This window comes from Thermococcus coalescens, from assembly GCF_055392585.1.
Genome location: NZ_AP043764.1, coordinates 17643 through 42998, shown reverse-complemented (window position 1 = coordinate 42998; position 25356 = coordinate 17643). Strand labels below are relative to the sequence as shown.

The 25356-nt window shown below is 53.9% G+C and carries 30 protein-coding genes; 23 read left to right on the top strand and 7 right to left on the bottom strand.

All coding sequences use genetic code 11. The features are described 5' to 3' along the window. Positions 1-39: 39 nt before the first annotated feature. Genes ACZ5M3_RS00255 through ACZ5M3_RS00245 form a run of 3 tightly spaced genes read left to right on the top strand, consistent with a single transcriptional unit; the run spans position 40 to position 2901 of the window. A complete protein-coding gene (locus ACZ5M3_RS00255) occupies positions 40-1200 on the top strand; it encodes an aconitase X catalytic domain-containing protein (RefSeq protein WP_464839753.1) in 1161 nt (386 codons plus the stop codon). A 9-nt stretch (positions 1201-1209) separates the two neighbouring features. After that, positions 1210-1602, top strand: coding sequence for a DUF126 domain-containing protein (locus tag ACZ5M3_RS00250; RefSeq protein WP_464840977.1), 393 nt, complete (start codon positions 1210-1212; stop codon positions 1600-1602). A gap of 42 nt (positions 1603-1644) precedes the next feature. Next, positions 1645-2901, top strand: a complete 1257-nt coding sequence (locus ACZ5M3_RS00245) for a site-2 protease family protein (RefSeq protein WP_464839752.1) — start codon at positions 1645-1647, stop codon at positions 2899-2901. Here ACZ5M3_RS00245 and ACZ5M3_RS00240 read toward each other — a convergent pair. Beyond that, positions 2891-3316, bottom strand: a complete 426-nt coding sequence (locus ACZ5M3_RS00240; protein WP_464839751.1) for a hypothetical protein — start codon at positions 3314-3316, stop codon at positions 2891-2893. The two genes, ACZ5M3_RS00245 and ACZ5M3_RS00240, sit on opposite strands and share 11 nt — an antisense overlap. A gap of 258 nt (positions 3317-3574) precedes the next feature. Between ACZ5M3_RS00240 and ACZ5M3_RS00235 the strand changes: the two genes are divergently transcribed. From ACZ5M3_RS00235 to prf1, 4 genes are all read left to right on the top strand, one after another. Next, complete coding sequence (locus ACZ5M3_RS00235) at positions 3575-3751, top strand: class III signal peptide-containing protein (RefSeq protein ID WP_464839750.1); 177 nt, start codon at positions 3575-3577, stop codon at positions 3749-3751. 298 nt (positions 3752-4049) lie between these two features. Beyond that, positions 4050-4610: a HEAT repeat domain-containing protein gene (locus ACZ5M3_RS00230; protein WP_464839749.1), complete on the top strand. Its 561-nt coding sequence runs from the start codon at positions 4050-4052 to the stop codon at positions 4608-4610. Positions 4611-4703: 93 nt separating this feature from the next. After that, entirely contained in the window at positions 4704-4940 is a 237-nt protein-coding gene (locus tag ACZ5M3_RS00225; protein WP_464839748.1) for a hypothetical protein, read from the top strand. A gap of 74 nt (positions 4941-5014) precedes the next feature. After that, a complete protein-coding gene (gene prf1, locus ACZ5M3_RS00220; protein ID WP_464840976.1) occupies positions 5015-6262 on the top strand; it encodes a peptide chain release factor aRF-1 in 1248 nt (415 codons plus the stop codon). A 2-nt stretch (positions 6263-6264) separates the two neighbouring features. Here prf1 and ACZ5M3_RS00215 read toward each other — a convergent pair whose 3' ends face one another. Both ACZ5M3_RS00215 and ACZ5M3_RS00210 read right to left on the bottom strand, forming a co-directional pair. Then, entirely contained in the window at positions 6265-7146 is an 882-nt protein-coding gene (locus tag ACZ5M3_RS00215; RefSeq protein ID WP_464839747.1) for a dihydrodipicolinate synthase family protein, read from the bottom strand. A gap of 96 nt (positions 7147-7242) precedes the next feature. Then, positions 7243-9171, bottom strand: coding sequence for an arginine--tRNA ligase (locus ACZ5M3_RS00210; RefSeq protein WP_464840974.1), 1929 nt, complete (start codon positions 9169-9171; stop codon positions 7243-7245). A 69-nt stretch (positions 9172-9240) separates the two neighbouring features. Here ACZ5M3_RS00210 and ACZ5M3_RS00205 point away from each other — a divergent pair, with 69 nt between their 5' ends. Together ACZ5M3_RS00205 and ACZ5M3_RS00200 are read left to right on the top strand one after the other, a co-directional pair. After that, entirely contained in the window at positions 9241-9519 is a 279-nt protein-coding gene (locus ACZ5M3_RS00205) for a lipoate protein ligase C-terminal domain-containing protein (RefSeq protein WP_464840972.1), read from the top strand. 9 nt (positions 9520-9528) lie between these two features. Continuing rightward, positions 9529-10101, top strand: a complete 573-nt coding sequence (locus tag ACZ5M3_RS00200; protein WP_464839746.1) for a stage II sporulation protein M — start codon at positions 9529-9531, stop codon at positions 10099-10101. Here ACZ5M3_RS00200 and ACZ5M3_RS00195 read toward each other — a convergent pair. After that, a complete protein-coding gene (locus tag ACZ5M3_RS00195; protein ID WP_464840971.1) occupies positions 10030-11163 on the bottom strand; it encodes a DUF354 domain-containing protein in 1134 nt (377 codons plus the stop codon). The two genes, ACZ5M3_RS00200 and ACZ5M3_RS00195, sit on opposite strands and share 72 nt — an antisense overlap. Positions 11164-11447: 284 nt before the next feature. Here ACZ5M3_RS00195 and ACZ5M3_RS00190 point away from each other — a divergent pair, with 284 nt between their 5' ends. Both ACZ5M3_RS00190 and wecB read left to right on the top strand, forming a co-directional pair. Next, positions 11448-12734, top strand: a complete 1287-nt coding sequence (locus ACZ5M3_RS00190) for a UDP-N-acetyl-D-mannosamine dehydrogenase (protein ID WP_464840969.1) — start codon at positions 11448-11450, stop codon at positions 12732-12734. Further along, a complete protein-coding gene (gene wecB / locus ACZ5M3_RS00185; RefSeq protein WP_464839745.1) occupies positions 12731-13864 on the top strand; it encodes a non-hydrolyzing UDP-N-acetylglucosamine 2-epimerase in 1134 nt (377 codons plus the stop codon). Before ACZ5M3_RS00190 ends, wecB begins: the two co-directional genes overlap by 4 nt. Here wecB and ACZ5M3_RS00180 read toward each other — a convergent pair. From ACZ5M3_RS00180 to ACZ5M3_RS00170, 3 genes are all read right to left on the bottom strand, one after another. Then, positions 13850-14563 carry a hypothetical protein gene (locus ACZ5M3_RS00180; protein WP_464839744.1) on the bottom strand — a complete coding sequence of 238 codons (714 nt, stop codon included), beginning with the start codon at positions 14561-14563 and terminating at the stop codon, positions 13850-13852. The two genes, wecB and ACZ5M3_RS00180, sit on opposite strands and share 15 nt — an antisense overlap. Then, a complete protein-coding gene (locus ACZ5M3_RS00175; RefSeq protein ID WP_464839743.1) occupies positions 14560-15138 on the bottom strand; it encodes a hypothetical protein in 579 nt (192 codons plus the stop codon). Before ACZ5M3_RS00175 ends, ACZ5M3_RS00180 begins: the two co-directional genes overlap by 4 nt. Before the next feature lie 104 nt (positions 15139-15242). Next, positions 15243-16502 (bottom strand): radical SAM protein, encoded by a 1260-nt coding sequence (locus ACZ5M3_RS00170; RefSeq protein ID WP_464839742.1) that lies wholly within the window; start codon positions 16500-16502, stop codon positions 15243-15245. Between the two features lie 189 nt (positions 16503-16691). Here ACZ5M3_RS00170 and ACZ5M3_RS00165 point away from each other — a divergent pair, with 189 nt between their 5' ends. The 12 genes from ACZ5M3_RS00165 to ACZ5M3_RS00110 all read left to right on the top strand — a co-directional run bounded on the left by ACZ5M3_RS00165 (position 16692) and on the right by ACZ5M3_RS00110 (position 25349). After that, positions 16692-17192, top strand: a complete 501-nt coding sequence (locus tag ACZ5M3_RS00165) for a regulator (protein WP_258084573.1) — start codon at positions 16692-16694, stop codon at positions 17190-17192. A gap of 265 nt (positions 17193-17457) precedes the next feature. Then, positions 17458-17964 (top strand): Na+/H+ antiporter subunit E, encoded by a 507-nt coding sequence (locus ACZ5M3_RS00160; RefSeq protein ID WP_464839741.1) that lies wholly within the window; start codon positions 17458-17460, stop codon positions 17962-17964. Beyond that, complete coding sequence (locus ACZ5M3_RS00155; protein WP_464839740.1) at positions 17961-18215, top strand: monovalent cation/H+ antiporter complex subunit F; 255 nt, start codon at positions 17961-17963, stop codon at positions 18213-18215. Before ACZ5M3_RS00160 ends, ACZ5M3_RS00155 begins: the two co-directional genes overlap by 4 nt. Then, a complete protein-coding gene (gene mnhG, locus ACZ5M3_RS00150; RefSeq protein WP_464839739.1) occupies positions 18212-18628 on the top strand; it encodes a monovalent cation/H(+) antiporter subunit G in 417 nt (138 codons plus the stop codon). Before ACZ5M3_RS00155 ends, mnhG begins: the two co-directional genes overlap by 4 nt. After that, positions 18625-18909 (top strand): DUF4040 domain-containing protein, encoded by a 285-nt coding sequence (locus tag ACZ5M3_RS00145; protein ID WP_464839738.1) that lies wholly within the window; start codon positions 18625-18627, stop codon positions 18907-18909. The genes mnhG and ACZ5M3_RS00145 overlap by 4 nt, the downstream gene beginning before the upstream one ends. Positions 18910-18911: 2 nt before the next feature. Next, positions 18912-19619, top strand: coding sequence for a Na(+)/H(+) antiporter subunit B (locus tag ACZ5M3_RS00140; RefSeq protein WP_464839737.1), 708 nt, complete (start codon positions 18912-18914; stop codon positions 19617-19619). Then, positions 19616-19960: an NADH-quinone oxidoreductase subunit K gene (locus tag ACZ5M3_RS00135; RefSeq protein WP_464839736.1), complete on the top strand. Its 345-nt coding sequence runs from the start codon at positions 19616-19618 to the stop codon at positions 19958-19960. The genes ACZ5M3_RS00140 and ACZ5M3_RS00135 overlap by 4 nt, the downstream gene beginning before the upstream one ends. Beyond that, complete coding sequence (locus ACZ5M3_RS00130) at positions 19957-21444, top strand: proton-conducting transporter transmembrane domain-containing protein (RefSeq protein WP_464839735.1); 1488 nt, start codon at positions 19957-19959, stop codon at positions 21442-21444. Before ACZ5M3_RS00135 ends, ACZ5M3_RS00130 begins: the two co-directional genes overlap by 4 nt. Next, positions 21444-23303: a proton-conducting transporter transmembrane domain-containing protein gene (locus ACZ5M3_RS00125; RefSeq protein WP_464840967.1), complete on the top strand. Its 1860-nt coding sequence runs from the start codon at positions 21444-21446 to the stop codon at positions 23301-23303. The genes ACZ5M3_RS00130 and ACZ5M3_RS00125 overlap by 1 nt, the downstream gene beginning before the upstream one ends. Positions 23304-23306: 3 nt before the next feature. Further along, positions 23307-24236, top strand: a complete 930-nt coding sequence (locus tag ACZ5M3_RS00120; RefSeq protein WP_464839734.1) for a respiratory chain complex I subunit 1 family protein — start codon at positions 23307-23309, stop codon at positions 24234-24236. Positions 24237-24247: 11 nt separating this feature from the next. Further along, positions 24248-24841 carry a NuoB/complex I 20 kDa subunit family protein gene (locus tag ACZ5M3_RS00115; RefSeq protein WP_464839733.1) on the top strand — a complete coding sequence of 198 codons (594 nt, stop codon included), beginning with the start codon at positions 24248-24250 and terminating at the stop codon, positions 24839-24841. Next, the gene (locus ACZ5M3_RS00110; protein ID WP_464840965.1) at positions 24834-25349 is read left to right on the top strand and encodes an NADH-quinone oxidoreductase subunit C; all 516 of its coding nucleotides are present in this window, start codon (positions 24834-24836) and stop codon (positions 25347-25349) included. The genes ACZ5M3_RS00115 and ACZ5M3_RS00110 overlap by 8 nt, the downstream gene beginning before the upstream one ends. Positions 25350-25356 lie beyond the last annotated feature (7 nt).

Here is a 25356-nt window from a genome sequence, read left to right as displayed (position 1 = left end):
CTTATAAGCAGAGAAGTTCCTCAGATAATGGGTGGTTGAATGTATCTGACAAAGGAGGAGGAGCTCATCCTCGCCGGGGAATACGGATATGCGCTTCAAAAGGCGATGGAGATACTCGTCGCTCTCGGTGAGATATATGGAGCAGACAGGCTCATCCCAATCAGGAGTGCCCAGATAGCGGGTGTCTCGTACAAGAACATCGGAGAGGCAGGTGTTGAATTCCTTCGTGATTTTGTGGACGCGGGTGCAAAGGTCAGCGTCTATACGACCCTGAATCCGGCTGGGATAGGGGACGATGAGTTCATGGAGAAGCAGCTTGAAGTCCTTGAACTTTACCGCAGGATGGGAATCGAGATAACCTCAACCTGCACACCTTACTACGGGGCGAATCTTCCAAAGTTCGGCGATCATCTGGCATGGAGTGAGAGCTCAGCCGTCAGCTTTGCGAACTCCATCCTGGGGGCGAGGACGAACAGAGAAGGCGGACCCTCAAGCCTGGCCGCGGCGATAGTCGGCAAGACTCCCAACTACGGCCTTCACAGGGATGAGAATAGAAAGGCCACGATCAGGATCAGCGTTGAGGCAAAAGTTGAGACCTTCGTCGATTACTCCGCCCTCGGCTATCATCTCGGAAAAGTTCTGGGAAACGACGTTCCGTACTTTGTCGATCTGAGACCAGAAAACACGGATTTTCTCAAGGAGATGGGGGCTGCCATGGCCGCCAGTGGGAGCATAGCGCTCTACCATGTTGAGAACGAAACTCCCGAATACCACAATGCCATCGCGGACAAAATTGAGACAATAGCGGTTGAGGATTCCGACATCCAGGCCGTCAAAGAGCAGTTTTCAGACGAATGGAGCGAAATCGACATGATACTCATAGGCTGTCCCCACGCATCTCTGGCGGAGATTAAAGAAATTGCCGAGCTCCTCAAGATGCGCGGAAAACCTCTAAAAATCCCCCTGTTTGTAACGGCCAGCAGGGCTGTTAAAGCTCTGGCAGACTCCCTTGGCTATACTGACATCATAGAGAGGTACAACGGCAGAATAATTCCGGATGCGTGCTTTGTTGTGTCTCCGATCAGGGGATGGTACAGGGGAATAGCGACGAACAGCGGCAAGAGCGCGTTCTACTTCCGTTCCTTTGGGTTCAGCGTACGGCTGGACAACGTGGAGAACCTTATCAACGACGCTCCGTGAGGTGATATGATGATGCTTAAGGGCAGAAAAATAGTCGGTGGAAAAGCGGAGGGGGAGCTGATAGTCTCTCAGAAACCCCTCTCGTTTCTCGGTGGAGTCGACCCTGAAACGGGAATTGTGACGGACGCTGAAAGCGACATACGGGGACAGAGTATAGCGGGCAAAATTCTGGCGTTTCCCAGGGGAAAGGGCTCGACCGTTGGATCGTACATAATATACGCCCTCAGGAAAAACGGTAAGGCACCCAAGGCAATAATCGTTGGGGAAGCCGAGACAATAGTCGCCACGGGTGCAATAATAGCGGGGATACCCATGGTGGATGGAATAGACGTCTCAAAGCTCACCACAGGAAAACGCGCCCGTGTGGATGCCGACAGCGGACTGGTCGAAATTGAGGAATAGACTTTTTAAGCCATCCAAACTATCCACTTTTAGGGGAGCCAAATGACAAGGGGAATCTACGAGTGCATCAACTGCAGGCACAGGGAAACGCTGGACTCCACCGAACCACTTCTCGAGAAGAGCTGTCCCGTTTGCGGTGGGGACATGGTTCTAGTCGAGTTCCAGACCGACTCCAATGAGCTTGGCCTCCAGATGACCCATCAACCAAAACCCATAATGCCCCCCGAGGCCCTCGAGAAAAAGCTTGGGGAGTTCTACCTCCTTGACCTGGAGAGGATAGAAGGCAATGTCTTTGTTTTCAAAGTTCGTGAGATCCTTGAGACTGATTTTGAAAAGGTTCTGCAGGAACTGGAGGAGATGGGATACTGGGCCGCCCTTAAAAAGCGCGAGGGCAGTGTCATGCTCTTCGTATTCCCGGCCGGGGAAGTCAAGGAGGACAACAAATGGCTTCCATGGGTGTTCCTGATAGCCACCATCTTCACAACCCTCTTTGCGGGCTACTACCTGTCCTCGATGTATATTCAGGTCCTTGACTATTACGGCCTCCCGGGGATAAGAAACCCGTACGTCAACGCCATCGCGTTCTCGATAAGCGTCATGGCAATACTCGGCACCCACGAGCTCGGACACAAGATAGCGGCGGCCTATCACGGCGTTAGAGCGACGATGCCTTACTTCATACCATTTCCGAGCATGCTCGGAACGCTCGGAGCGGTGATACGGGTTAAGTCCCCCCTGCCCACAAGAAACGCCGCCATAGACCTCGGAGTCAGCGGCCCAATAGCAGGTTTTCTGGTTGCGATTCCAGTCAGCATAATCGGTCTCAGACTCTCCGTCCCAGTGCCCCAGCACCTAATTCCTCCATCTCAGGGAGGGGTAGCCTTTGGTGAGAACCTTCTGTTCCTGTTCATTGAAAAGTACATCGTCACCTTTCCCGAGAACAGCGTTGTGTTCCTTCACCCCGTGGCAATCGCTGGATGGGTCGGAATCCTGGTGACGTTTCTGAATCTCATCCCGGCGGCCCAGCTGGATGGTGGACACATCGCCCGCTCATTCCTCGGCGAGAAGACCCATCGACACCTCACGATGGTTGTAGGCCTGGTTCTCATCGGCATGAGCTTTCTCTGGGTCGGCTGGCTTATATGGGGCATCCTGGTTCTCCTGATGGGATCGGTTGGCAATCCAGGCGCGCTGGATGAGGTCTCCCCAATTTCAAAGAAGCGGCTCGCGCTTGCGATTCTGGCGTTTATAATCTTCATAATCTCGGCGACACCGAGACCCCTGTGGGTCACCGGATAGCACCCTTTCTGTCCCTGAGAATCTGTTCAATGTCATAGTATATGGAGTCTCTGGATACCCCGAACATTCTGGCTATCTCTGAGATGTTGAGAACCCTTGGGTTGTAGTTGAAGTTTTCGAGGACTTTGGCCAGAAGCTCTCTGCGCTCTTTGATCGTATATTCGGTGAACGATTTTATCTCGAGGGGAGCATTGTACACGACAACCCCAACGGCGTACGTTCGTCTCGTCACGGGGGTTGTGTAGGTTCCAATCTCAAAGTCCACGATTTTAGCGCTCCTGGGCAGTTTAGCGTTCAGTTTTTCCAGCGTTTTTTGAATTGCATCCTCCTTATGTTTTCCCGGCGAGTAATCGGCGAGGACACCCTTACGGGTGTTACCATTGGAATCAAGTAGAAGGGTTACTGTGAGGTTCATAAAAGCACCGAATGTCAGGTGTATTTTTGAGGAATATATAATGCCATGTTTGGAGGATAAAAGATCCTGCGACTTAGACACTATGTTCTTCACACAATCCTCAATATTGACTGATTCAGATTGGATAGCCACTAATTCCACATAACCACCCCTGCACTTTCTACAGTATTGGGGAGATTTGACTTAAATTTGAGGAGAAAGCTATATAAGCTTTTTTAGTGCATTAGTGTATGAAGTAATCCGTTGGAGGTGGATAACATGAAGAGGAAAGCCCAAGGTGCCATCGAGTATCTGTTTATGATTGCGGCTGCCCTGATAATAATCCTGATTGTTGTCAGGCAGCTTCAGGGTAGGACAAACACTGCAACCCAGACAATACAGGACACCTCAGGATCCCTTGAAGGCAATCTCACCGACCTGAGCAACAACGCTTGATTTCATTATTTTAAATTTTATTACCAACTGGCCCTGATCAACAATGGTGATAACATGAACAGAAAAGCACAGGCTTCTCTAGAGTACATTATGATGTTTGCCGTCGGTATGCTGATCGCTGCGATAGTCATACTGCGGCTGATAGGGGTCAAAGGGCTGGCAAGATGGGCAGGATCCCACATGGACGCTACCGGGAATGAAATAAATGAAAGCCTCCATAACCTTAGCAACATTACGAATTCTTCGGGATCATAAAGCTTTTTTATTACTCACTTTAGCATTGTTTGGTGGTGTTATCATGGGATTCCTCTCCTTTGGTTCAAAAAAAGATAAAATAAAAAAGCTCATAGAGGGAGAGCGCTTCGATGAGATTGTATCAATGGCGGCAAAGGACAAAAAGGCCTTGAACGCACTCATAGAACTTCTGGATGATCCTGCTCCTGGTATCCGAGGAGATGCACTGCTCCTTTTGGGAATGGTTATCGAGCAGAGGAGCGACGTTATCGAGCCCCACGTAGGGAAGATACTCCCAAAGGCCATTGAACTGACCAGAGACAGGAACCCCTACGTAAAAGAAAATGCTATGATCCTGTCGTACGAAATCGCCCGCAGATTTCCTGGCAAAGTATTGGATCTCAAGAACGCCGTAGTCAACGACCTTATAAACGAACTGAGGGAAGGAGACAAGAACACTAAAGGGTTCGTGCTGATGCTTCTGGGGGAGATGGGTGCAGCCGAGGCCAAGGAGTACATTGAAGAGCTTGTCACCATTGAAGATAAGGTCATACTCCCATTCGAAGGCAAGAAGTGGGTTCCCCTTGGAGAGATAGCAAAAGAGACTCTCGAAAAACTTTCGTGATTTGGAATTCCTTTTGTTTTATTTTCAGCTTTCGTTCAAGTTTTTACGAAAAGTTAATAAAGAAGTTTGACTTCAAGAACCTGTGGTGATATCATGATAGCAGAACTGCTGTTCCTGTTTTTCCTGTTCTTGGCCGTATTACTAGTGGTCAAGGTTGGATTCATCATAATTAGGTACCTTGTGGCCAACGCCATAATTGGCTTGATAATTCTGTGGTTCACGAACTGGATTGGCCTCTCGAATGTACCGTTAACTGCGTTAAACGTCCTGGTGGTGGCAATAGGCGGCATCTTGGGCGTGATAGCCCTCATAGTAATATCCTGGTTTTAACCCACATTTCCTAAACTTTTATAAATTCCTCACTTTTTCTTCGTGCGGGAGAGGATTCTCGGGGAGTGATGCTCATGTCTCACAAGTCAGCTGAAATGTATGAGCTGAAGAAGAAGGTCGATGAGCTGAAGAGCTATCGAGGTCGTGCTACTGAGCTGGTTAGTTTGTACATTCCAGCCGGCTACGACATAAACAAGGTTATGCAGCAGCTCAGGGAGGAGTACGGCACGGCGCAGAACATAAAATCCAAATCAACCAGAAAGAACGTTCTGGGAGCCCTTGAGAGGGCCATGCAGCACCTCAAGCTCTACAGGAAGACTCCCGATACTGGTCTTGCACTCTTCGTCGGCAACGTCAGTGAACAGGAGGGTGTCAGCGATATAAAACTCTGGGCCATCGTTCCACCGGAGCCGCTAAAGGTCAGGCTGTATCGATGTGACCAGACGTTTGTGACGGAGCCCCTCGAGGAAATGCTCCGTGTCAAAGATGCATACGGCCTCATAACCGTTGAGAAAAACGAGGCAACGATAGGCCTCCTCCGCGGAAAGCGCATTGACGTCATTGACGAGCTGACCTCCAACGTCCCAGGAAAGACCCGCGCCGGAGGTCAGTCCGCGAGGCGTTACGAGAGGATCCGCGAGCAGGAGACCCACGAGTTCATGAAGCGCATAGGCGAACACGCCAACAAAGCGTTCCTCCCCCTCCTTGAGAAGGGGGAGCTCAGGGGCATAATCATCGGCGGGCCGGGGCCAACCAAGGAGGAGTTCGTTGATGGTGACTACCTCCACCACGAACTGAGGAAGAAGGTAATCGGCGTCGTGGACATAAGCTATCACGGCGAGTACGGGCTCAGGGAACTCGTGGAGAAGGCCAGTGACATACTCAAAGACCACGAAGCCGTCAAGGAGAGGCACCTTATACAGAACTTCTTCAGGCATCTCGTCAAGGACACTGGAATGATAACCTACGGTGAAAAGGAGGTCAGAAAAGCCCTTGAGCTCGGCGCCGTTGACACACTCCTGATAAGCGAGGGGTACGATAAGGTCAGGATCAGGGCGAGATGCAACAACTGCGGCTGGCAGGAAGAGAGGACCATGAGCGAGCAGGAGTTCCACGTGTACAAGAAGAAGCTCACCCACTGTCCAAAGTGCGGCAGCCAGAACATAAACTTTGAAAAGTGGGATGTGGCGGAGGAGTTCATAAAAATGGCGGAAGAGAGCGGCTCTGATGTGGAGATAATCTCCCTCGACACGGACGAAGGCCAGCAGTTCTACAAGGCCTTCGGCGGTCTCGGAGCCTTCCTCAGGTACAAGATTCAATGAGCTCAGCCCAGCACCTCGGCGAGCAGTTTTCTTATCCCCTCCTTTACCTCCTCCCCGTCCATCCGATAGGGAGGTCTCAGGACGGGCTTTATCGAGAACCCCCTGAGCGACATTGCGAGCTTTATTGCCGAGCCAAAGGATGATGCCATGTCGTAAACCTTCGACAGCTTTGCCAGTCTTCTAGCATGCTCGAAGGCCTCTTCAAACCGCTTTTCCTGGAATGCCTTGTAAAGAGCCAGATGAACCTCCGGGGCAAAGTTAGCGCATGCCATTATGCCCCCGTCCCCTCCAAGGATCAGCGTGTTCAGGAAGTGCTGATCGAGACCGGTGAACACCATAAAGTCCATCCTCTCTCCCTTGACGTCCAGAATGACGTCCCTGATGTGGTTCACGCTGTCTATCGTCTCCTTTACGCCGGCGATGTTCGGGTACTCTACGGCGAGGCGTTTGATGAGGGAAACGCTGAGGGGATTGGCGCAGGAGGGGATGTTGTAGAGTATGACAGGAATATCCGTCTTCTCGGCTATCATCGAATAGTGCCTGAACAATGCGTCATCGTTGAGGGGACAGTAGTACGGCGGGGCTATGACGACGTAATCCGCCCCGATATCCTGGGCGTGCTTCGTAAGCTCAATGACCTCAAAGGTGTCGGAGGACGCGGTGCCGACGAGGTAGAACGTCGATTTGACGAATTCCCTGCCTCTCTCAGCCAGAAACTTCCTCTCCTTGACGCTGAGGCTCGTGAACTCTCCCGTTGTTGCGTTTATGAATATCCCGTGAACACCGACAGTCTGGAGAAACTCAAGATGCTCCTCAAGGGCTGGAACGTCGATGGAGTAATCCTCGTTGAAAGGCGTTACAAGGGGCACTATAACACCACGCATGGAACCACCGAGAGTTCTTGGGATAGGGGGGTATTTTAGGGTTCCGGGAGTTTTAAGAAACAGTGAGGGGTATAGAATGGAGTTTAAAACGCCGGATTACATCCTCTCCGGCGCTTCTATGCCGAGCAGTTCGAGAGCATTCCTGAGAACCTGCTTTACCGCAAGCACAAGGAGCAGCCTCTCCTCCACTATGCCCTCCTCAGCCTTGAGCACCGGATGGTCCATGTAGAACTTGTTGAAGAGCGAAGCGAGCTCGTTGGCGTACCATGGAATCAGATGGGGCTTGACGTCCCTGCCTGCCTGCTCCACGATCTCCGGGAACTTTGCGAGGAGCTTCACCAGCTCTTTCTCCCTGTGGGTGAGTCCTGAAAAGTCTGCCTTCTCAAGGAGCGCCTCCGGGGCTGTCTCTATGCCCCTCTCGCCGGCCTTCCTGAGGATCGATGCACAGCGTGCATGGGCGTACTGGACGTAGGGAGCACTCTCTCCCTCGAAGTTGAGAACGTCCTCCCATCTGAAGGTGATTATCTTGTCCGGGCTGTACTTGACCAGGTTGAAGCGAACCGCTCCAACGCCAACGGCCTCGGCTATGCTGTCTTTCTCCTCGTCGCTCAGGCTCGGGTTCTTCTCCTCCACCAGCTTCCTTGCCCTCCGGACGGCCTCGTTGAGAACCTCATCAACAGTGAAACCGACCCAGGTTCCCTTCCTGCCCGAGAACTTGCCCTCGGGCCTCACTACGTGCTCGTAAGCGAGGTGGTGGAAGTTCTCCGCACTCCCCTCAAAGCCAAGGAGCTGAAGGGCGTACTTTATGGCCATCTGGGGGTGCTTCTGCTCGGCACCGATGACGTTGATGACTATATCAGCCCTCCCGAACTTTCCGGGCATTTCCTCCCCGTCTGGAGCCGTTGTCCAGGTCTCGTGGTTCCCGCGTTTGTCCCAAGGCCGGTAAAGCATGTCAGCACTTACCTTCCCGAACTTCCAGAGGTGATAGGCTATGTCCTTGCCGGTGTATGTGGCGGTTCCGTCGCTCCTCTTGAGGACGAGGAAGGGGTTCTTCATGTCCGGGAAAAGCTTCCTGAGATCCATCACGAAGGCTCCCTTGTATTTACCCTCCGTGGCCCAGAAGAAGTTCTCGTTGGCCTCGATGAGTTCGTAGGCCTCGTCAAATATCCCGCTCCGCATTATGTCGCTCTCCCAGCTGAGCAGATCATATGCTATGCCCATGCGGTAGGTTGTCAGCATCTGGGCCTTAACCACCCTCTCGGCCAGCTTCCTCCCGATTTCCGCTATCTCACTGTCCCCCTCTTCCAGCTTCTTCATCAGCTCGCGGACTTCTCCCTCAACCTTCTGGTTCTCCTCTATGCGCTTGTTGACCTCGACGTATAGCAGGCCCATAACATGGTCTATGAAGTCCTCCTTCAGCCCCTTCTCTCTCAGCTCCGCCTCAAGCCTCTCAAACTCGTCTTTTAGATGGAGATAGCCCCAGAGAACCTGGGCAAACTGGACGCCGAGGTCGTCTATGTAGTTCTGGACTTCAACGGTATAGCCGAGCTTCCTCATTATTCTCGCCATCGTGTCGCCGAGTACCGCGTTCCTGGCGTGTCCCATGTGGAGGGGCTTTGTCGGGTTCACCGAGGTGTGTTCAACGATGACCTTCTTTCCTGCTCCAACCTTACCCTCCCCGTAGGCGTTTCCTCCCTCAAGTATCTCGCGAACGAGGTTCCTGCCGAAGACATTGTAGTTCAGATAGAAGTTTATGTAGCCGTTCACGGCCTTGACCTGGGAAATTTCCTCCGGGAGTTTCTCCTTGAGCCTTTCAACGATGTCTTCGGCGATGAGCTTCGGTGCCCTCCTGAAAACCCTCGCCAGCTGGAAAGAAACCGTCGTTGCGAAGTCCCCAAGCTCGATGCCTGGGGTGTCGTCGAATGTTATCTCGCCTTCCCACTCCTTCCCAGCCTCGTCCAGCATTTCTTTCAGAGTTTCCTGGAGGATGAGCCTGATCTTCTCCTTAACCTGAGCGTATCCCATTCCCACCACCGCAACCACTTATACCCAACCTTTAAAAAGTTCTCCGAACCATTTACTTTGGGGATGGGTATGAAGCACCACGTTGGAGAGCACAAGGCCAGAAAGGGTCTGATAAGAATAGAGTTCGACGAGAGGGACGGTATAGCCGAGCACGTCAAGATCACCGGAGACTTCTTTATGCATCCCGAAGAGGCCGTCCAGGAGCTTGAAAAGAAACTTGAGGGGCATAAACTCGAAGAGCTGGAGCAGATTATAGACGAGTTCTTCGCGGTGAGGATGGACATAGAGATGCCCTACATCAACGTTGAGGACTTCAAGATAGCCCTCAAGAACGCCCTCAAAGAGTGAGGTGAGGGTATGCCCGGGCTCAACGTGGATGTTCCCAGAAAGACTTTCGGCTACCTGCTCCTCGTATTTCTCGCAGCTTCATTCGTCGGATACATCTTCGCCGCTGGAAATCCCGGAGCGGCCATGGATGCCGTCAAAAAGCTGGCCGAACAAATAGGCCCCCTATCGGATTCCGGCTTTGAGAACTTCCTCAAGATATTCACCAACAACTCGATGGTGGCACTCTTCATGCTCCTCTCGGGCCTTTTCTTTGGTCTGGGGCCATGGCTGATAATGGCGTTCAACGGTTTCATGGTCGGCCTCGTTGTTAGGGCAGTTCAGGAGAGCGGGGAGCTTTCATTCCCCCAAATAATCCTGGGTCTGGTACCCCACGGAATCATTGAAATACCAGCGATAGCGCTCGCGGGGGTCTCGGGCATAGTCTGGTACCGTGAGATAATAAAGGGCGAGGGAGAGACGGGGGAGCGGTTCAAAAGAGGGGCAGTAAAGGCATTAAAGCTCTTCGCACTTTCAGTGCTGCTCCTCCTTGTGGCGGCCGTTGTTGAGGCTTACGTAACCCCGCGCGTTGCCGGAGTCGGATGATTCTTCCACTTTCATTGTCATGAAGGTTCCGAACTCCTCGTAGGTCTCTATCTCCCGGAGAATGACGTCCATGGGGTTCTCAAAGCCGCTTACGACGCTTCTTATGTAGGCGCGGTAGCTTCCGTTCATATCCATCATGCGCTCCGCCATCCTGGAGACCTTCACCGGATCGGTCGAGTGGAACTTCAGGCCCTTCTCCACGAGCCACTTTGTAACGGCCAGCAACCTTCCGGGATAGGTTGAAATCGTCGGGGTTCCGAGGGCTATGGCCTCCCTGTTCATCGTCCCCCCAGCGCCTATCATGAGTCTGGCATAGTAGAGCAGGCTGAGGCTGTCAACGGGTCTTTCGGGCATTATCACGTTCTCGAAGCGTTCGAAGTGTTTTCTCTGCTCCTCCGTACGGGGGAAGAGAACTATGGGAACTTCAGGGAGGAGCGGGATAACGTCCTCAAGCACGCTCTTTGGCGGCCCGTTGAAGTAGTTGGCCTTTATCGGTTCAGTGCGCATGACTATGTACTCCCGGGGCTTTACCCCAAGCTCCTTCAGGACAGTTCTGCTGGGAAGGAAGCCGTAGAGGTGTGCCAGCTCGGAGAAGCCCTTAACCGGGTGCATGCCGTTGGGGTCGGCGCCGCATCTGAGGAGCTCGTATGCGTCTATGGCCGTCGGATACAGGAGGAGCGTGGTGTAGGGAAGGATCAGCTTGTTCTGTGCAACGGCCGTTTCGTTGTCAACAAAACCTATGGCGGGTATCTGAAGACCGAAGGCAACCCTCGGTGCCTCGGCGGAGTGCTTGTAAAGGGCTAGATCCGGCTTTTCTTCAATGATGAGCTTGGAGAGCTTGTACATCCTCTCGGTGCTCGCCAGAAGCTTTCCCTCAAGCGTTGCACCGCCGTGCTTCCCGACCACGTAGTAGTCAATTCCAAACATGTCCAGAATACCTGTTAACCCATCGAACTCCCGCGTAGTGACGAGAACCTCGTGACCGGCCTTTTCAAGCTCCTTTATTATACCCTTGAAAAAGTGAACGTGAGGAGCGTTCGTGATGTCAATCCATACCCTCATTTCATCCACCAATTTACTGGACAACTCTGTTCAATATAAGGCTTTCCCAAAAACGATTGTGAAGCCTTCTTTTCAAAGTTTTTTCATGCCGTTTCGAAGCGAACGAACGTTTAGAACGCTTTCTTTCGGTGAAATTGGGGACATTATAGGACAACATCTCAGCGGGAGAACGAAACCACCGGGGAAGTGCCCCAAAATCGCACACACCCCAGAAACCCGGCCAGAAATCGTTTTCTGGAAAAGACTTTTATTCAGGGATGGCACTAGGGTAATGGGTGAAGGGCATGCTGGAGAAAATAGAAAGCAGGAAAGCAGAGATAGCGGTGATCGGCCTGGGATACATCGGTCTTCCGACGGCCATAATGTTCGCCAATGCAGGTTTCCACGTTACGGGCTATGAAATACGGAAAGAGGTCGTTGAGAAGATAAACTCGGGAAGGGCCCACATAGTTGAGCCCGAGATAGATAATCTCCTCAAAAAGGCAATTGATAACGGAACCCTCCGCGCAACTTCCGACCCGGAAGACATCAAAAGCAAGGACGTTTACATAATATGCGTCCAGACTCCCCTCAAGGAGGATAAAACCCCGAATCTGGAGTACCTCCAGAATGCCGTTGAGACCGTTGCAAAGGTCATGAAAAAGGGGTCGCTCATAATAATTGAGAGCACAGTCCCACCGCTCACAACGGTTCGGATGGCCGGATTGGTGGAAGAAATAAGCGGGCTCAGGCCGGGTGAGGAATTTTATATGGTTCACGCCCCCGAGAGGGTAATGCCAGGCAGGATATTCAAAGAGCTGGTTTACAACTCACGCATTTTTGGCGGAATAACCCCCGAAAGTGCTGAACTAGCCGAGAGACTGTATAGGTCCTTTGTCAAAGGACAGACGTTCAAAACGAGCTCAACTGTCAGCGAGGTCGTCAAGCTCATGGAGAACACCTTCCGTGACGTTAACATAGCCCTCGCCAACGAGTTCGCCCTCCTCGCTCACCAGTACGGGATAGACGTTTTCGAGGCCATAGAGCTGGCCAACACCCATCCGAGGGTCAGGATCCATGTGCCGGGCATAGGGGTTGGTGGACATTGCCTCCCGAAGGATCCGCATCTCCTCGTCTGGCCTGCCGAGAGGGACTTTGGACTGATTAGACTGGCAAGGGAGATAAACGACTCGATGCCCCTGCTCACGAGGGAACTCCTGCTCAGCGCCTTTGAAGAGGCCAACATCCCCCCGGATAGGGCCGTTGTTGCGGTTCTCGGCCTGGCCTACAAGGGCAACAGCGACGACACGAGGAATTCTCCGGCCTTCGCCTTCATCGAGGGTATAAGGGACAACGTCGCCGAGATAAGAACCTACGACCCCTTCGTGGGAGGAACCCATGAGAACCTTGAGGACGCCCTCAGGGGAGCGGATGCAGTTGTCATAGCCACGGACCACACCGCTTTCAAGTCCCTAGACTGGGAGAGGTTAGGCCGGCTGATGAGAACCCGGATTCTGGTGGACGGAAGGCACATCGTCGATGAGCCGCCGCGGGGCTTCATATTCAGGGGTGTCGGGAGGGGGGAGTATTGAGGCCGGCCTTCGTCTTTGGCACGAGGCCGGAGATAATAAAGCTGGCACCGGTCATACGGGCGTTCGAGGAGAGGGGTGTCAGGCCACTCCTCATCCACACGGGACAGCACTACGACTACGAGATGAGCAGGGTTTTCCTGGAGGAGCTTGAGCTCGATGGAATCGACTATCACCTTGAGGTCGGCTCAGGCACACAGGCGGAGCAGACCGGAACGGCCATGATAAAGATTGAAAAGGTTCTGGTGAACGAAAAACCCGATGTGGTGCTCGTCCAGGGCGACACCAATACGGTTTTGGCAGGTGCCCTGGCGGCCGTCAAACTGAGGATACCCGTGGCCCACGTTGAGGCTGGATTAAGGAGCTTTGACCGGACGATGCCCGAGGAGATAAACAGAATCCTGGCAGACCATGCAAGCGAGGTGCTCTTCGCCCCAACGGAGGAGGCGAGGAGGAACCTTGGGAGGGAGGGAATAACCGAGGGCGTTTACGTCGTGGGCAACACGATAGTCGATGCCGTTCTCCAGAACTCTAAGATAGCGGAGAGAAAGAGCGACGTCCTTGAGAGGTTCGGCCTTAAACCAAAGGAGTACATCCTGATAACCGCCCACAGGGCCGAGAACACGGACAGCATGGAAAACCTCACAAAGCTCGTTGAAATACTTGAGGCCCTCCCAATGAGGGCAATCTACCCCATGCACCCGCGCACGAGGAACAGGCTGAAGGAGTTCGGCCTCTGGGAGAGGGTTGAGGCCATCGAGAACCTCACCGTCACCAAGCCCCTCGGCTACCTCGACTTCCTCAAGCTGGAGAGGAACGCCTTCGTGGTAATGACGGACTCCGGTGGAATACAGGAGGAGAGCATAATCCTCGACGTCCCCTGTCTCACCCTCCGCTACAACACGGAGAGACCGGAAACTGTGAAGGCCGGCGGCAACGTCCTCGTTGGCCTGGAGAAGGACAGGGCTATCCACTACCTCCAGAAACTCATGGAGGAAAGGGGGTTCTACAGAAGAATGGCCGGGGCACCGAACCCCTTCGGCGACGGGAAGGCCGGGGAAAGGATAGTGGAAATACTGCTGGAACTCCACGAGAGGGGAGAGCTGAGGGTCAGGAGTTCAAGGTTCATCTGAGGGCTTGAGAGTTCGTGCCCATTCCTCGATTTCATTTCCAACCTCGCCGGCCAGAACACCCCAACAGCTCTTATCGGTCAGCTTGCCGCGCCTCACCTCAAGGACGTTCCAGTAGACAACCTTCAGCGAGTAGGGGCCTCCATTGAGCTCGGCATCAGCCCTGGCGGTGCGGAAAAGGTCTGCGGCAAAGCCCTTTAAATCGTCGGCTTTGCTTGAATCCCCGGAGTATCTTTCCTCCACTGAGAGGTAGCTCCCAACGTCACCGCTGGAGCTCATGTAAACCAGGATGCTCGCGTAGCAGTTTTCGTAAAAGACCCTGTTCTCGTGCCCGTAGAACGGGACAAAAATGATGACAACCGAGTCGTTTATCCTTGAGGGCAGTCCTCCACCCGGAAAGACGATGACGGGTCTCACGTGTGAGAACTCTGGGGAGAGGTTCTCCGATTCCAGAATCTTCATTATGGCGGCCTTCAGAGAGCCCTCAAATTGCCCGTGGTAGTCAAGCTCTGGAGAAACGCCGGAGATCAGCTCAAGCTCAACGGGCATGTCAACGACTACCCTTCCCTGGACGGTAACGTTGGTCAGGTGGTTAAACTCACCCCTCGACTTCCATGAGACGCTGGTTGAAAGGGAGAAGTAAAAGACAAATGAATAAACCACGACGATGAGGAGCGCTAGGGTTATCCCCTGGCGGTTCATCCGGCCTCACCGTACGTCACGTGTTTGATGTCCTCAACGACCGCTTTTGCCGCCTCCCCCATGAGGTAATCCTGATACCCCCTGAGGCCGATGATTCCCTTGGACTCATCGGAAACATCAACGAGGACGTAAGCCTGAAACTGGGGTATTTGGGTATCCTCAAAATCCATCAGTGCCGCCGTCCTGTCTGTGGCGTTCCTGTACCTGAGATAATGGGTCGGGTCGCCGGCGCTTGAATAGACCGCGATTACCCTTACGTGACCCCTCGCAAGTACAGGGGAATAGCTGACGTTGAACCATTTGACCCAGACAGCCAGGAACTGACCGTCGCACTCAACCGGGGCGCTGAGCAGGAGCACCTTGTACCCCCTGTTCCTGAGCTCCTCCGCAACCATCTTTCCGAGGGGAGAGTCAGAATAAACGCAGAATCCGTCGTTAAATGTCGCGTTGACGCTTTTCATGCTCCCGGTTCGGGCACTTGTGTGGGTTTCTGACTTGGCCATGAGAAAGTTGCCGAAGTAGAAAGTGAACGAAAGGACTATCAAGACTAAGGCGACAGCGTAGACTTTCCTCATCACGCTCCCCGGTTAACTCATCGGCGCCGAAAATTTAAACTTTTTGGAGTCATGACAGGACGATGTTTGAGAGAACTGTAAATTAGTTATCAAAGTTGTGAGACCTAAACGGGGGTCCCAATGTAAATCCCGTGCCTTGTCCTGACTATCCTGACTTTAATCCTGTCCCCGATCTTTGCGTCGGTGTTGATGACCTCTATGAGCCTGTTTCTGGCCTTTGCAAGCATCTCGCCCTGTATTCTGCCGGGCAGAACTACCTCGGCCTTAACTATCTCCCCCGGTCTGAAGGCGAGCGGTATGAACTCCCTTCTCTCCATGCCGAAGTGCTTCGGCTTCAGGACGAGCGGCCTCATCCCGGTCTTCTCCTCAAGCTTCCTGAGCCAGGCGTAGAAGTCCTTGAATGGGACGAGTCTGGCGATCGTGGGGTTCCTCCCGAACTTGTAGGGGATGTAGTTCTGGAAGCCCAGGGCCGGCCAGCGCTTTCCAGCCCCTATTCTCCGGGCGAACTCTATGAAGGCCTCGGCCTCGTCATCGTTGATTCCGAATATTATGACGGGGGCCAGGAGAACGTCTATCCCTGCGTTGACCAGGGCCTCTGCCATGTCGAGAACGTGCTCCAAGTCGTAGTCCTTCCTGCCCATCAGCATCCTCGCCCTGTCCGGATCGAGTGAGTGGAGCGATAGGTTCACCCTGTCAAGTCCCGCCTCGGCCAGCTCCTCGACGAGTTTGTCCGTGAGGAGTGTCCCGTTGCTCTGCATAGAGATTACCGAGACGTTGGGGTGCTCCCTCAGCGCCTGGACGAGCTCAACGCGGAAGGGGTAGATGAGCGGCTCCCCCTGCCCGTCAAGGTGGGCCTCAAGACCCTTCCCCTTTATCCTCGCAACCTCATCGAACCACTTCATCAGGTAGTCTATATCAACAACGTAGTCGAGCTTCCTCGTTCTTGAATACGGTCCCTCGTCGACGGAGCAGAAGACGCAGCTAAGGTTGCAGCCGCTGACACCGCGAACCTGTATCAGATTCGTGCCCCGATCGATCAGCCCGAAGGCGTTGTAGCCGAGAAGGGGGACGTCCATGCCCTCATGGATGTAGAGAACTTTCCTGCGGGTGTGAAGGTTCTTCAGCAAGTTGCCAAGGTTGTTCTGAATGTAGATTGCGATGTACTTCTCCACATCCGGATAGTCAGTATGGACAACCATAGTCCCGTCTTTCACCGTTATCTCCGGCGACACGCGGTACTTCCTTTTGATAACTCTGGAGAGCTCTCTTTTTTCAAACTCCGCGTAGAGGGTCTCGCGCCATATGAGTCTGATGTTCTCGCCCATGTCCTCGAAACGTGTATGGGGGAGCCTGACCTCAATCATATTTGCGGGTTTAGCGGAGATTTTAAAAATCCGCCGATGGATAAAAAATCCGACAATCAACGGGGCGTCCATGACCACTCCCGCCCAAAGATTTTTAAGGAGAGACCTTTTGGAGTCATGCGGGCATGGAAACATTTTAATATTATTGAATTAAACAGTCTAGTGATGGACTAGTGTGGGTGATAGGTAATGTGGGGGAAGATCGAGCATTACTTTGACGAGTATCCAGTGAGGAAGCAGATCGCCAAGACGCTCCTCAAGTACGGCCTTCGGGTTTCCGATGACATGAAAATCAAGGCCGGTGATATAGAGGTTCCCTACACGAAGATTGCGAAGGCCCTCGACGTTGACAGACGCGTTGTCAAGGAAACCGTGGGAATGATACTCAAGATACCCGAACTGAAGGAGATATACGTAAACCTTGAGCCGACGGTTCACATGAAGTACGTCGGCAGGCACGTTGGCTACGGCGTCATCGAGATCGAGCCGGAACCGAGGGCGATAGGCATACTCGCGAAGATCGCCCAGAAGATAGCGGAGAGGGACATCAACATAATCCAGGTAGTCGCAGAAGATCCGGAACTCTACCCCGAGGCAACGCTCACCATAATCACGGAGAAACCAATCCCGGGCGACCTAATCAACGAGCTCTCCAAGCTGGAGGGTGTCAAGAGAATATCCATCTACTGACCCGCCTCTTCTTTTTGATTGAAATTTCCCTCAATTTTTCACACTCACTGTAACCAAATTTGGGAACTTTGAGACTCCTCTCAAGCCATGCGCCATGAGGAACCCTTTTTAACATCAGAGAACAAACCTGGTGCCTCTATTTTAACCAAACGTTTTAAACCTTTGTTCTTCGTAGGTAACGTTTATAAGCAATTGTTTTAAACCAAAAATTAGCTTCGCTTAACTCTGTGGGGCGCACTTCCATCAACCTGTGGAGGGTTGCTGAATGGGAGAAGCAAGCAAGATAAGCCGCTACCTGTACACGGTTATCGTACTGTTCCTGATATGGCTGTTTCTAACGGCCAGTTTGGATCCACAGGAGCTAGGATTCGGTCTGCTACTGGCACTCATCGTCGGTGCGTTCACCTACGAGATATTCACCACCAACGGCCTCGCAAACCTCAACCCCAAGAGGATCGCCTATGCAATAGCCTACATCCCGTACTTTCTGTGGGCAATGATAATGGCAAACCTCGACGTGGCGTACAGGGTTCTGCACCCCAAGAGGCCCATAAACCCGGGAATCGTTGAGTGCAGAACCGTTCTCAAGAGCGACGTTGGAAAGCTCAGCCTTGCCAACTCAATCACCCTGACGCCGGGAACCATAACCCTCGATGTCGATGGGGACAAGTACTTCATACACTGGATAGACGTCAAAGATTCAAGCGTCGAGGGCGCGTCTAAGAACATAACCGAGCCCTTTGAAAAGTTCCTGAGGGTGATCTTCGGATGATAGGGATAAACGTTTATCTCGTGCTTATAGCCATAGCGACGCTTCTCAGCATGTACAGGGTCTTCAGGGGACCGACCACCGTCGACAGGCTCGTTGCGGTTGACATCATGACGACCATCACCACTGGACTGATGGTTCTCTTCGCCCTCTACTACAAGAGAATGATATTCCTCGATGTTGCGCTCGTTTACGCGATACTCGCCTTTGGAGGAGTCATAGCCTTCGCGCGCTACATGGAGGGAGGCCTATGAACGCGCTCACTGTTATCGGCGAAATCTTGGTTCTCCTCGGAACGTTCTTCTACATACTCTCATCCCTGGGCCTCATCAGAATGCCCGACGTCTACAACAGAATGCAGACGGCCACCAAGAGCGCCACCCTGGGCTCTCTCGGCGTTATCATCGGTGTCGGCATCTGGGCCCTCGGAACAGATTTCGGAAGCATCCCCTGGCTCACAAAGACAATAGTTATAGCCGTCTTCCTCCTGCTCACGAACCCGATAAGCGCCCACGCCCTCATCAGGGCCGCCTACAAGAGCGGCATACCGCTCTGGGAGGGCAGTGTTGTTGACAGGTACAGGGAGCACCTGGAGGCAAAGGAAAAGGAGGCCGGCTCACCCGAGAACCCCGACGAGACCCCCACGAAGGAGGGTGGTGTGGCATGAACGGTATAACCCTCATCGAATACCTCATAGTTGGCATAATGGTGGTCTCCGCAGTACTTGCGGTCGAGTGGAGGGACCTGCTGGCGGCTGCCGTAGGGATGGCGGCGGTAAGCCTCTTCGCCTCACTGCTGTTCTTCATGCTTCAGGCACCGGACGTTGCAATGACCGAGGCTGCCATAGGCGCGGCGCTCAGTGCGGCGGTGTTCATCTTCGCAATCAAGAGAACCCAGCGCTTTGAGACAGAGGAGGAAGAAAAGCCCGGCTGGTGGGTGAGGTGGTAAAAATGATGAAGCGCCTCCTTGCAATAATCCTGCTCCTCATCGTAGGTTACTGGCTCGCACAGGGGCTGGCCGGTGTGCCCTTCGGTCAGGACAAGATGCTCGTTGGGCGGTACTACCTCGACAATGTAAAGCAGCAGACGGGGGCGGTTAACGCGGTAACGGCCGTTGTTGTCAACTACCGTGGATTCGATACCCTCGGTGAGGTCACCGTCCTGTTCATTGCGTCAACCGGTGTCGGGGCACTCCTGTGGAAGAGAAAGAAGAAGAGGAGCGCCAAGACAGAGGGCTCGATAGTCCTCACAACCGGGACAAGACTTCTTGTGCCCTTCGTGATGATCTTCGGTGCCTACATCTTCATTCACGGACACCTCACACCGGGCGGAGGATTCCCCGGTGGAGCCACCATAGCGACGGCCTTCCTGCTGCTCTACCTGGCGTTCATAACCTATGAGATACCCCACAGGGGCTTCGAGAAGACCGAAGGACTTGCTGGAATAGGCTACGTCCTTGTCGGCCTCATTGGACTCGCGATAGGCGGCTACTTCCTCTTCGACTGGATATGGCAGACATGGAACTTCGGCACAGGGAACATCGGACGGCTGCTCAGCGGCGGCTTCATACCGATAATCTACACCATCATCGGAATCAAGGTCGGCACGGAGCTCAGCGGAATCATCGATGGCATGATCAAGGAGGAGGTGAGCGAATGATCAGCGTCTACTACTTTGGGGCCATAGCCCTTGTGCTGATAGGGCTCTACGCCATCCTCGTCAAGAAGAACCTGCTCAAGATACTCATCGGACTGAGCATAATGGAAACCGGGGTCAACCTTCTCCTCATCAGCGTTGGCTACGTTTCCGGAAGGAGCGCGCCAATACTGAGCGAGGGCATCGGCCCGAACCAGGCCGTTGACCCGATTCCGCAGGCGCTCGTGCTCACCGCGATAGTTATCGGCGTCGCAACCACGGCCATGGCCCTTAGCGTTGCCATTCTGATCTACGAGAAGTACGGAACGCTCAATATTGAGGAGATAAGGAGGTTGAGAGGATGAACGGGCAGTATGCCGCTCTGCTCATAGCTGTACCCCTCATCAGCGCGTTCTTCGTGCCCCTGCTGAAGGGTGCCGGGAAGAACGCCATCAAGTACTTCCTCATCGCAGTCACGGCCCTTCAGACGGGAATAGCCGCGCTGGTCTTCCAGCAGGTGTACACCACAGGCCAGCCAATAATCGTCATGGCCGGGGGCTGGAAGCCGCCCGTTGGAATCAACCTGTACTTCGGCCACTTCGCGGCACTGTTCGTGCTCATCGTTGCCGCGGTCAGCTTCCTGATGGCGGTCTTCAGCCTTGAGGCCGTCAAGGTCGAGCCGATAGACAAGTACGCCATGCTGTTCCTGCTCCTCATGCTCGGCGCAACGGGCATGATAGCGACGGGCGACATCTTCAACCTCTTCGTCTTCATGGAGATAACCGCAATCAGCGCCTACGCTCTGACGGCGTACAACAAGACCGGCGAAGCCGCAGAGGCTTCAATGAAGTACATAGTCCTCGGCGGAATAGGCTCAAGCTTCTTCCTCATAGGTGTGGCCCTCATCTACGGCTCCCTTGGAACCCTCAATATGGCACAGATAGCCCAGCTGGCTGCAACAATGGACCCGACCGTTGCGCAGGCCGGACTCGCCCTGATAATATTCGGCCTGGCTGTTGAGGCCGAGATATTCCCGCTCAACGCCTGGGCACCCGACGCTTACCAGGCCGCACCGCACCCGATAACGGCCATGTTCTCGGCCTTCGTTGTCAAGGCAGGCCTTTACGCGATGGCAAGACTGCTGTACCTCATGCAGGACGTTGGAAGCTGGAACTCGGTCCTCAGGCTGCTTGTTATACTGGCAACCCTCACGGTTATCGTTGCCGAGCTCGCGGCACTCAGACAGAGGAACGTCAAGAGGATGATAGCCTACTCCAGTATCGCCCAGATTGGCCTCATTGCACTCGCCTTTGCCCTCGGCACCCCGAGCGGCGTCGATGCCGGGGTCTTCCACATGGTCAACCACGCCATTGTGAAGGCCATGCTCTTCCTCGCTGTGGGCTACGCTGCGATGACCCTTGGAGGGGCGGAGATCGATAACTTCAGGGGACTTGGCAGGAGAATGCCCCTCATGGCCTTCGCGATATCCGTTGGCGCCATAGCCACCGTCGGAATACCGCTCTTCAATATATTCTGGAGTAAGGTCAGAATAATCCTGGCCACCCTCACCGTCGGATATACCTGGGCGGCGGTGCTTGTACTGGCGGCAAGCGTCGTGGAGGCGGTGTATTACTTCAGACTGCTTCACGTCATATGGTTCGAGGGAGAAGGGGAGAGAATAAACGAGAACCTGGCGATAGGCCTTATGGTGCTCTTCCTTGCGGCTCTGGTTGTCGTCATAGGGATATACCCGGACTACGCATGGAGCCTTGCCCAGAAGGCCGGAAACGACATCTTCAACGTTGCCCAGTACATTAAGAACGTGCCACTGATGGGGGTGGGAGCATGATTAACGAACTCTTGGTCATCATTTTTGCGCCCCTCATAGCGGGAGTCATAGCCTGGGCGCTCGACATCAAGATAGTGCGGGAGCTGTTTGGCATAGCGGGTGCGGTGATTCCCCTCTCGTACCTGATTTACCTGTACCCGACAATAGACTCAGGAAAGATGATACAGTACACCGCCAACTTTGCCGGCTTTACGTTCAACTTTGCCCTGACCCAGCTCAGCTGGGTATTCGGCATGATAGCCGGTGTCGTTGGCCTGGCAGCGGTGCTCGGCATGGCCTCGACCGCAAGGAGCAGCTATGAGTGGCTTTTCGCCCTCATGAGCCTCACAGGTGTCTTTGGAATATTCCTGTCATACGACCTGCTGGCGTTCTTCCTATTCTGGGAGATCATGACCTTCGGAAGCTTCATGATGGTGCTCAAGTACAACAAATCCGCCTCGCTCAAGTACTTCATCCTGAGCGTCATAGGCGCCTACGCCATGCTGATAGCGATAGGCATCATCTACGCCAGGGTCGGTTCCTTCAGCTTCATCAAGGTTTACAACGCCTTTGCCCAGGACGCTGCCCTCGGCATGGTCGGGGGAGAGACCCTGTTCAGCAGGGGCGATATGGCCGCCATCTTCGGGCTCTTCCTGGTGGCCTTCGGCGTCAAGGCGGGAACCTTCCCGCTCCACGTCTGGGCACCTGACGCTTACAGTGAGACCAACCAGAGCTACACCGCGATGTTCAGCGGTGTTCTCAGCAAGACGGGCGTTTATGGATTCATACTCCTCTACATGCTGATGGGCTACAGACTCATGGCGGAGTTCGGAACCTTCAGGAGCGTTCCCTCCTTCGGTTACATAATTGCCTTCCTCGGAGGCCTGACGATAATCGTGGGTGGTCTTCTGGCGGCCCTCCAGGAGGACATCAGGAAGCTCTTCGCGTACTCCAGTATAAGCCAGATAGGCTACATCCTCGTCGCAATAGGCGTTGGCAGCGCCCTCAGCATCGAGGCGGGCATATACCACGCCATAAGCCACGCCCTCTTCAAGGGACTGTTCTTCCTGATCGTGGCGACGATAATATACCGCACCGGCAAGACCGAGTTCAAGGACATGGGCGGTCTGGCTGAGAAGATGCCCGTAACCTTCGCCATGGCCTTCGTCGCAATCCTCAGCCTGGCAGGAATACCGCCTCTCGTCGGCTTCGCCAGCAAGTGGCTGATATTCGAGGCTGTGATAAGTCAGAACATGCCCATACTGGGCGGCATGGTGTTCTTTGGAAGCGCAATAGGCTTTGTCTATCTCATCAGGTTCACCTACGCTGTCTGGTTCGGACAGAGGCCGACTGACCTCGACGATGTCAAAGACGCCCCTCTCCCGCTGGCGATAGGCATGGGCATACTCGCCTTGCTCAACGTGGTCTTCGGTATCGCCCCGGGTCTCGTTGCGGGAGAGCTCAACAAGATAATAGGCAAGGAGGTCATCGGCGGAACCATCTGGGAGCTTGACATCGGCGTTGGCAAGTACAACGGACTTCTCATCACAATCTGGCTCGTCATCGGCCTGCTGATAGCGGCGATAATATACTTCCTCGGCGCAAAGGTCAGGAGGGTTCCGGTCACGGACACCTACCAGTCAGGAAACCCCGTCACCATGGACTACAACCTCACCATAAGGAGGAACTTCTTCCTGCCGCTCAAGGAGGCGCTGTCGTTCTGGCTCAGGATAAGCTTCGACAAGCTCTACAAGGACATTGGAAAGACGGCTGAGGACTTTGCCGAGACCCTTAGGAACTATATCTACAATGGAAACGTCCAGAGCTATGCCTGGTATCTGGCCATAATACTCCTAATACTGGCAATGTGGGGGGTGTGAAGGATGTTTGAAGTTGCGCTGAAAGCCCTCTTCCTATTACTTTACGCGACCTTCGTAGGGTTCCTCTTCATGGGCATCATAAGGAAGGTGTCAGCGAGAATACACAGGAGGGTCGGTCCGCCGCTCTACCAGCCGATACTCGATACCATAAAGCTCCTCTCAAAGAAGAGCAACATAACCCACGGCCTCATCTACGACTTTGGAATCATCTACGCCCTCGGAGCGACCATATTGGCGCTGTTTTTCATTCCGATAGGCAGCGTCAGCATACTCAGGGCCTACGGTGACCTCATCCTCATCACGTTCCTGCTTGAAATACCGATGCTCGGAATAATGTTCGCCGCAATGAGTTCAGGAAACCCGTGGGCAGGCCTCGGTGCTCAGCGTGCACTGCTCACGCTGCTCGCCATCCAAGTGCCCCTCGGCTTCGCCATAGTAGCCCTGGCCGAGTTCTACGGAACCTTCAGCACGTACCAGATAGTCATGGCCCAGCAGGTCAGCGGGTGGAGCATAATCCACGTGCCCCTCCTGCTGGCGGCTATAGCCTACGACATAGTCCTCCAGGCGATGTTCGGAAAGGAGCCCTTCGACATCATGATCGCACCGGGTGAAATATCCCTCGGTCCGATGGTCGAGTTCGGCGGCAAGCACATGGGAATCCTGCAGATACAGCACGCCATAGCCCTCTTCGCAGAGACGCTGTTCTTCAGCAACATCTTCCTCGGAGGTGCCGTGGTCACTGCCTTCGCAAGCCCAATACTCAACACGATAGCCAGCCTTGGGGTCCTCCTCGTCAAGCAGATAGCGGTGCTCATGGTGGCAATATTCATCGGCAACATCTTCCCGAGGTTCACCATCGACCAGGCCGCCAAGTTCTACTGGAAGTGGCCCACGATAATAGCCGCGCTTGGAGCCGTGCTTGCAAGTCTGTGAGGTGATGTGAGATGGACTGGAAGTTGTGGGAACCGCTGATCGATTTCGCAAGGAAGAGAAGCATGTGGATTGTGTCGTTCTGTACCGGATGCGGCGGTATAGAGATGCCGCCGCTCATGACCTCCAGATACGACCTGGAGCGCTTCGGAATGATGCCCAACCCGGCCCCGAGAATGGCCGACCTGTTCCTCATCACCGGCTACGTCACGCCGAAGACCCTCAAGAGGATAATCATTACTTACGAGATGCAGCCCGACCCGAAGTACGTCATAGCCCACGGTTCGTGCACCATCAATGGAGGCATCTACTGGGACGCCTACAACGCCATCAAGAGGCTTGACGCTTACATTCCAGTGGACGTTTACATAGCCGGCTGTATGCCGAGGCCCGAGTCGGTCATGGAGGGCATCAGCAAGATGATGGAGATGATCGAGAACGGAACTGCCGACAGCTGGAAGCGCTACAAGGAGAACTACGAGTGGTACAAGAAGAACCAGGACGAGCTGTTCGGAGAGGGATGGCGTGAGAGGGAAGCCAAGAGATGGATTCCGTGGATAATGGACGACCTCAAGAGGGTCGAAAAGGAGCGTGAGAAGGATGACTGACTACGAGGCCCTTGTCACCAAGATCCTTGAAAAGGCACCCTACGCGGAAGGAAAAGTCAGACGCGAGAGGAGGGTGGAGTTCACGGTTCCCTCCGACAGGATAAGGGACTTCCTCAAGCTCCTCAAGGAGAACGACTTCGAGTTGCTCCTCCAGATAACCGCCGTTGACTGGCCCGACAGGGGAGAAATCGAGCTGATCTACCAGGTCTTCAGCATAACCCACAGGGCACACACCTTCGTGAGAACCGCCGTACCCAGGGACAACTCGGTGGTGCCCACAGTCATGGACATCTGGCCGGCAGCGGAGACCTACGAGAGGGACGCCCATGAGTTCTTCCAGGTCGTCTTTGAAGGCAACCCCAAACTGAATATGCCGTGGATACTGGAGGAGGAAGACAAGGAGGCTGGGCTCTCCTACAGGAAGGACTTCGACATGCTCGGCTACGTGAAGCGGAAGTATAAGATACTGGACAGGTTCGATGAGGATAAGGACACCTACGTAATCTGAGGTGAGG

Excerpts from the sequence above, each read along its gene's own strand:
- ACZ5M3_RS00130 (WP_464839735.1), top strand. The coding sequence starts at position 19,957 with ATGAACGGGCAGTATGCCGCTCTGCTCATAGCTGTACCCCTCATCAGC.
- ACZ5M3_RS00205 (WP_464840972.1), top strand. The coding sequence starts at position 9,241 with ATGAAGCACCACGTTGGAGAGCACAAGGCCAGAAAGGGTCTGATAAGA.
- ACZ5M3_RS00240 (WP_464839751.1), bottom strand. The coding sequence starts at position 3,316 with ATGAACCTCACAGTAACCCTTCTACTTGATTCCAATGGTAACACCCGT.
- ACZ5M3_RS00230 (WP_464839749.1), top strand. The coding sequence starts at position 4,050 with ATGGGATTCCTCTCCTTTGGTTCAAAAAAAGATAAAATAAAAAAGCTC.
- ACZ5M3_RS00235 (WP_464839750.1), top strand. The coding sequence starts at position 3,575 with ATGAAGAGGAAAGCCCAAGGTGCCATCGAGTATCTGTTTATGATTGCG.
- ACZ5M3_RS00120 (WP_464839734.1), top strand. The coding sequence starts at position 23,307 with ATGTTTGAAGTTGCGCTGAAAGCCCTCTTCCTATTACTTTACGCGACC.
- ACZ5M3_RS00170 (WP_464839742.1), bottom strand. The coding sequence starts at position 16,502 with ATGATTGAGGTCAGGCTCCCCCATACACGTTTCGAGGACATGGGCGAG.
- ACZ5M3_RS00155 (WP_464839740.1), top strand. The coding sequence starts at position 17,961 with ATGATAGGGATAAACGTTTATCTCGTGCTTATAGCCATAGCGACGCTT.
- ACZ5M3_RS00210 (WP_464840974.1), bottom strand. The coding sequence starts at position 9,171 with ATGGGATACGCTCAGGTTAAGGAGAAGATCAGGCTCATCCTCCAGGAA.
- ACZ5M3_RS00255 (WP_464839753.1), top strand. The coding sequence starts at position 40 with ATGTATCTGACAAAGGAGGAGGAGCTCATCCTCGCCGGGGAATACGGA.
- ACZ5M3_RS00250 (WP_464840977.1), top strand. The coding sequence starts at position 1,210 with ATGATGCTTAAGGGCAGAAAAATAGTCGGTGGAAAAGCGGAGGGGGAG.
- ACZ5M3_RS00110 (WP_464840965.1), top strand. The coding sequence starts at position 24,834 with ATGACTGACTACGAGGCCCTTGTCACCAAGATCCTTGAAAAGGCACCC.
- ACZ5M3_RS00165 (WP_258084573.1), top strand. The coding sequence starts at position 16,692 with ATGTGGGGGAAGATCGAGCATTACTTTGACGAGTATCCAGTGAGGAAG.
- ACZ5M3_RS00225 (WP_464839748.1), top strand. The coding sequence starts at position 4,704 with ATGATAGCAGAACTGCTGTTCCTGTTTTTCCTGTTCTTGGCCGTATTA.
- ACZ5M3_RS00160 (WP_464839741.1), top strand. The coding sequence starts at position 17,458 with ATGGGAGAAGCAAGCAAGATAAGCCGCTACCTGTACACGGTTATCGTA.
- ACZ5M3_RS00140 (WP_464839737.1), top strand. The coding sequence starts at position 18,912 with ATGATGAAGCGCCTCCTTGCAATAATCCTGCTCCTCATCGTAGGTTAC.
- ACZ5M3_RS00145 (WP_464839738.1), top strand. The coding sequence starts at position 18,625 with ATGAACGGTATAACCCTCATCGAATACCTCATAGTTGGCATAATGGTG.
- ACZ5M3_RS00215 (WP_464839747.1), bottom strand. The coding sequence starts at position 7,146 with ATGCGTGGTGTTATAGTGCCCCTTGTAACGCCTTTCAACGAGGATTAC.
- prf1 (WP_464840976.1), top strand. The coding sequence starts at position 5,015 with ATGTCTCACAAGTCAGCTGAAATGTATGAGCTGAAGAAGAAGGTCGAT.
- ACZ5M3_RS00180 (WP_464839744.1), bottom strand. The coding sequence starts at position 14,563 with ATGAACCGCCAGGGGATAACCCTAGCGCTCCTCATCGTCGTGGTTTAT.
- ACZ5M3_RS00115 (WP_464839733.1), top strand. The coding sequence starts at position 24,248 with ATGGACTGGAAGTTGTGGGAACCGCTGATCGATTTCGCAAGGAAGAGA.
- ACZ5M3_RS00200 (WP_464839746.1), top strand. The coding sequence starts at position 9,529 with ATGCCCGGGCTCAACGTGGATGTTCCCAGAAAGACTTTCGGCTACCTG.
- ACZ5M3_RS00245 (WP_464839752.1), top strand. The coding sequence starts at position 1,645 with ATGACAAGGGGAATCTACGAGTGCATCAACTGCAGGCACAGGGAAACG.
- mnhG (WP_464839739.1), top strand. The coding sequence starts at position 18,212 with ATGAACGCGCTCACTGTTATCGGCGAAATCTTGGTTCTCCTCGGAACG.
- ACZ5M3_RS00190 (WP_464840969.1), top strand. The coding sequence starts at position 11,448 with ATGCTGGAGAAAATAGAAAGCAGGAAAGCAGAGATAGCGGTGATCGGC.
- ACZ5M3_RS00175 (WP_464839743.1), bottom strand. The coding sequence starts at position 15,138 with ATGAGGAAAGTCTACGCTGTCGCCTTAGTCTTGATAGTCCTTTCGTTC.
- ACZ5M3_RS00195 (WP_464840971.1), bottom strand. The coding sequence starts at position 11,163 with ATGAGGGTATGGATTGACATCACGAACGCTCCTCACGTTCACTTTTTC.
- ACZ5M3_RS00135 (WP_464839736.1), top strand. The coding sequence starts at position 19,616 with ATGATCAGCGTCTACTACTTTGGGGCCATAGCCCTTGTGCTGATAGGG.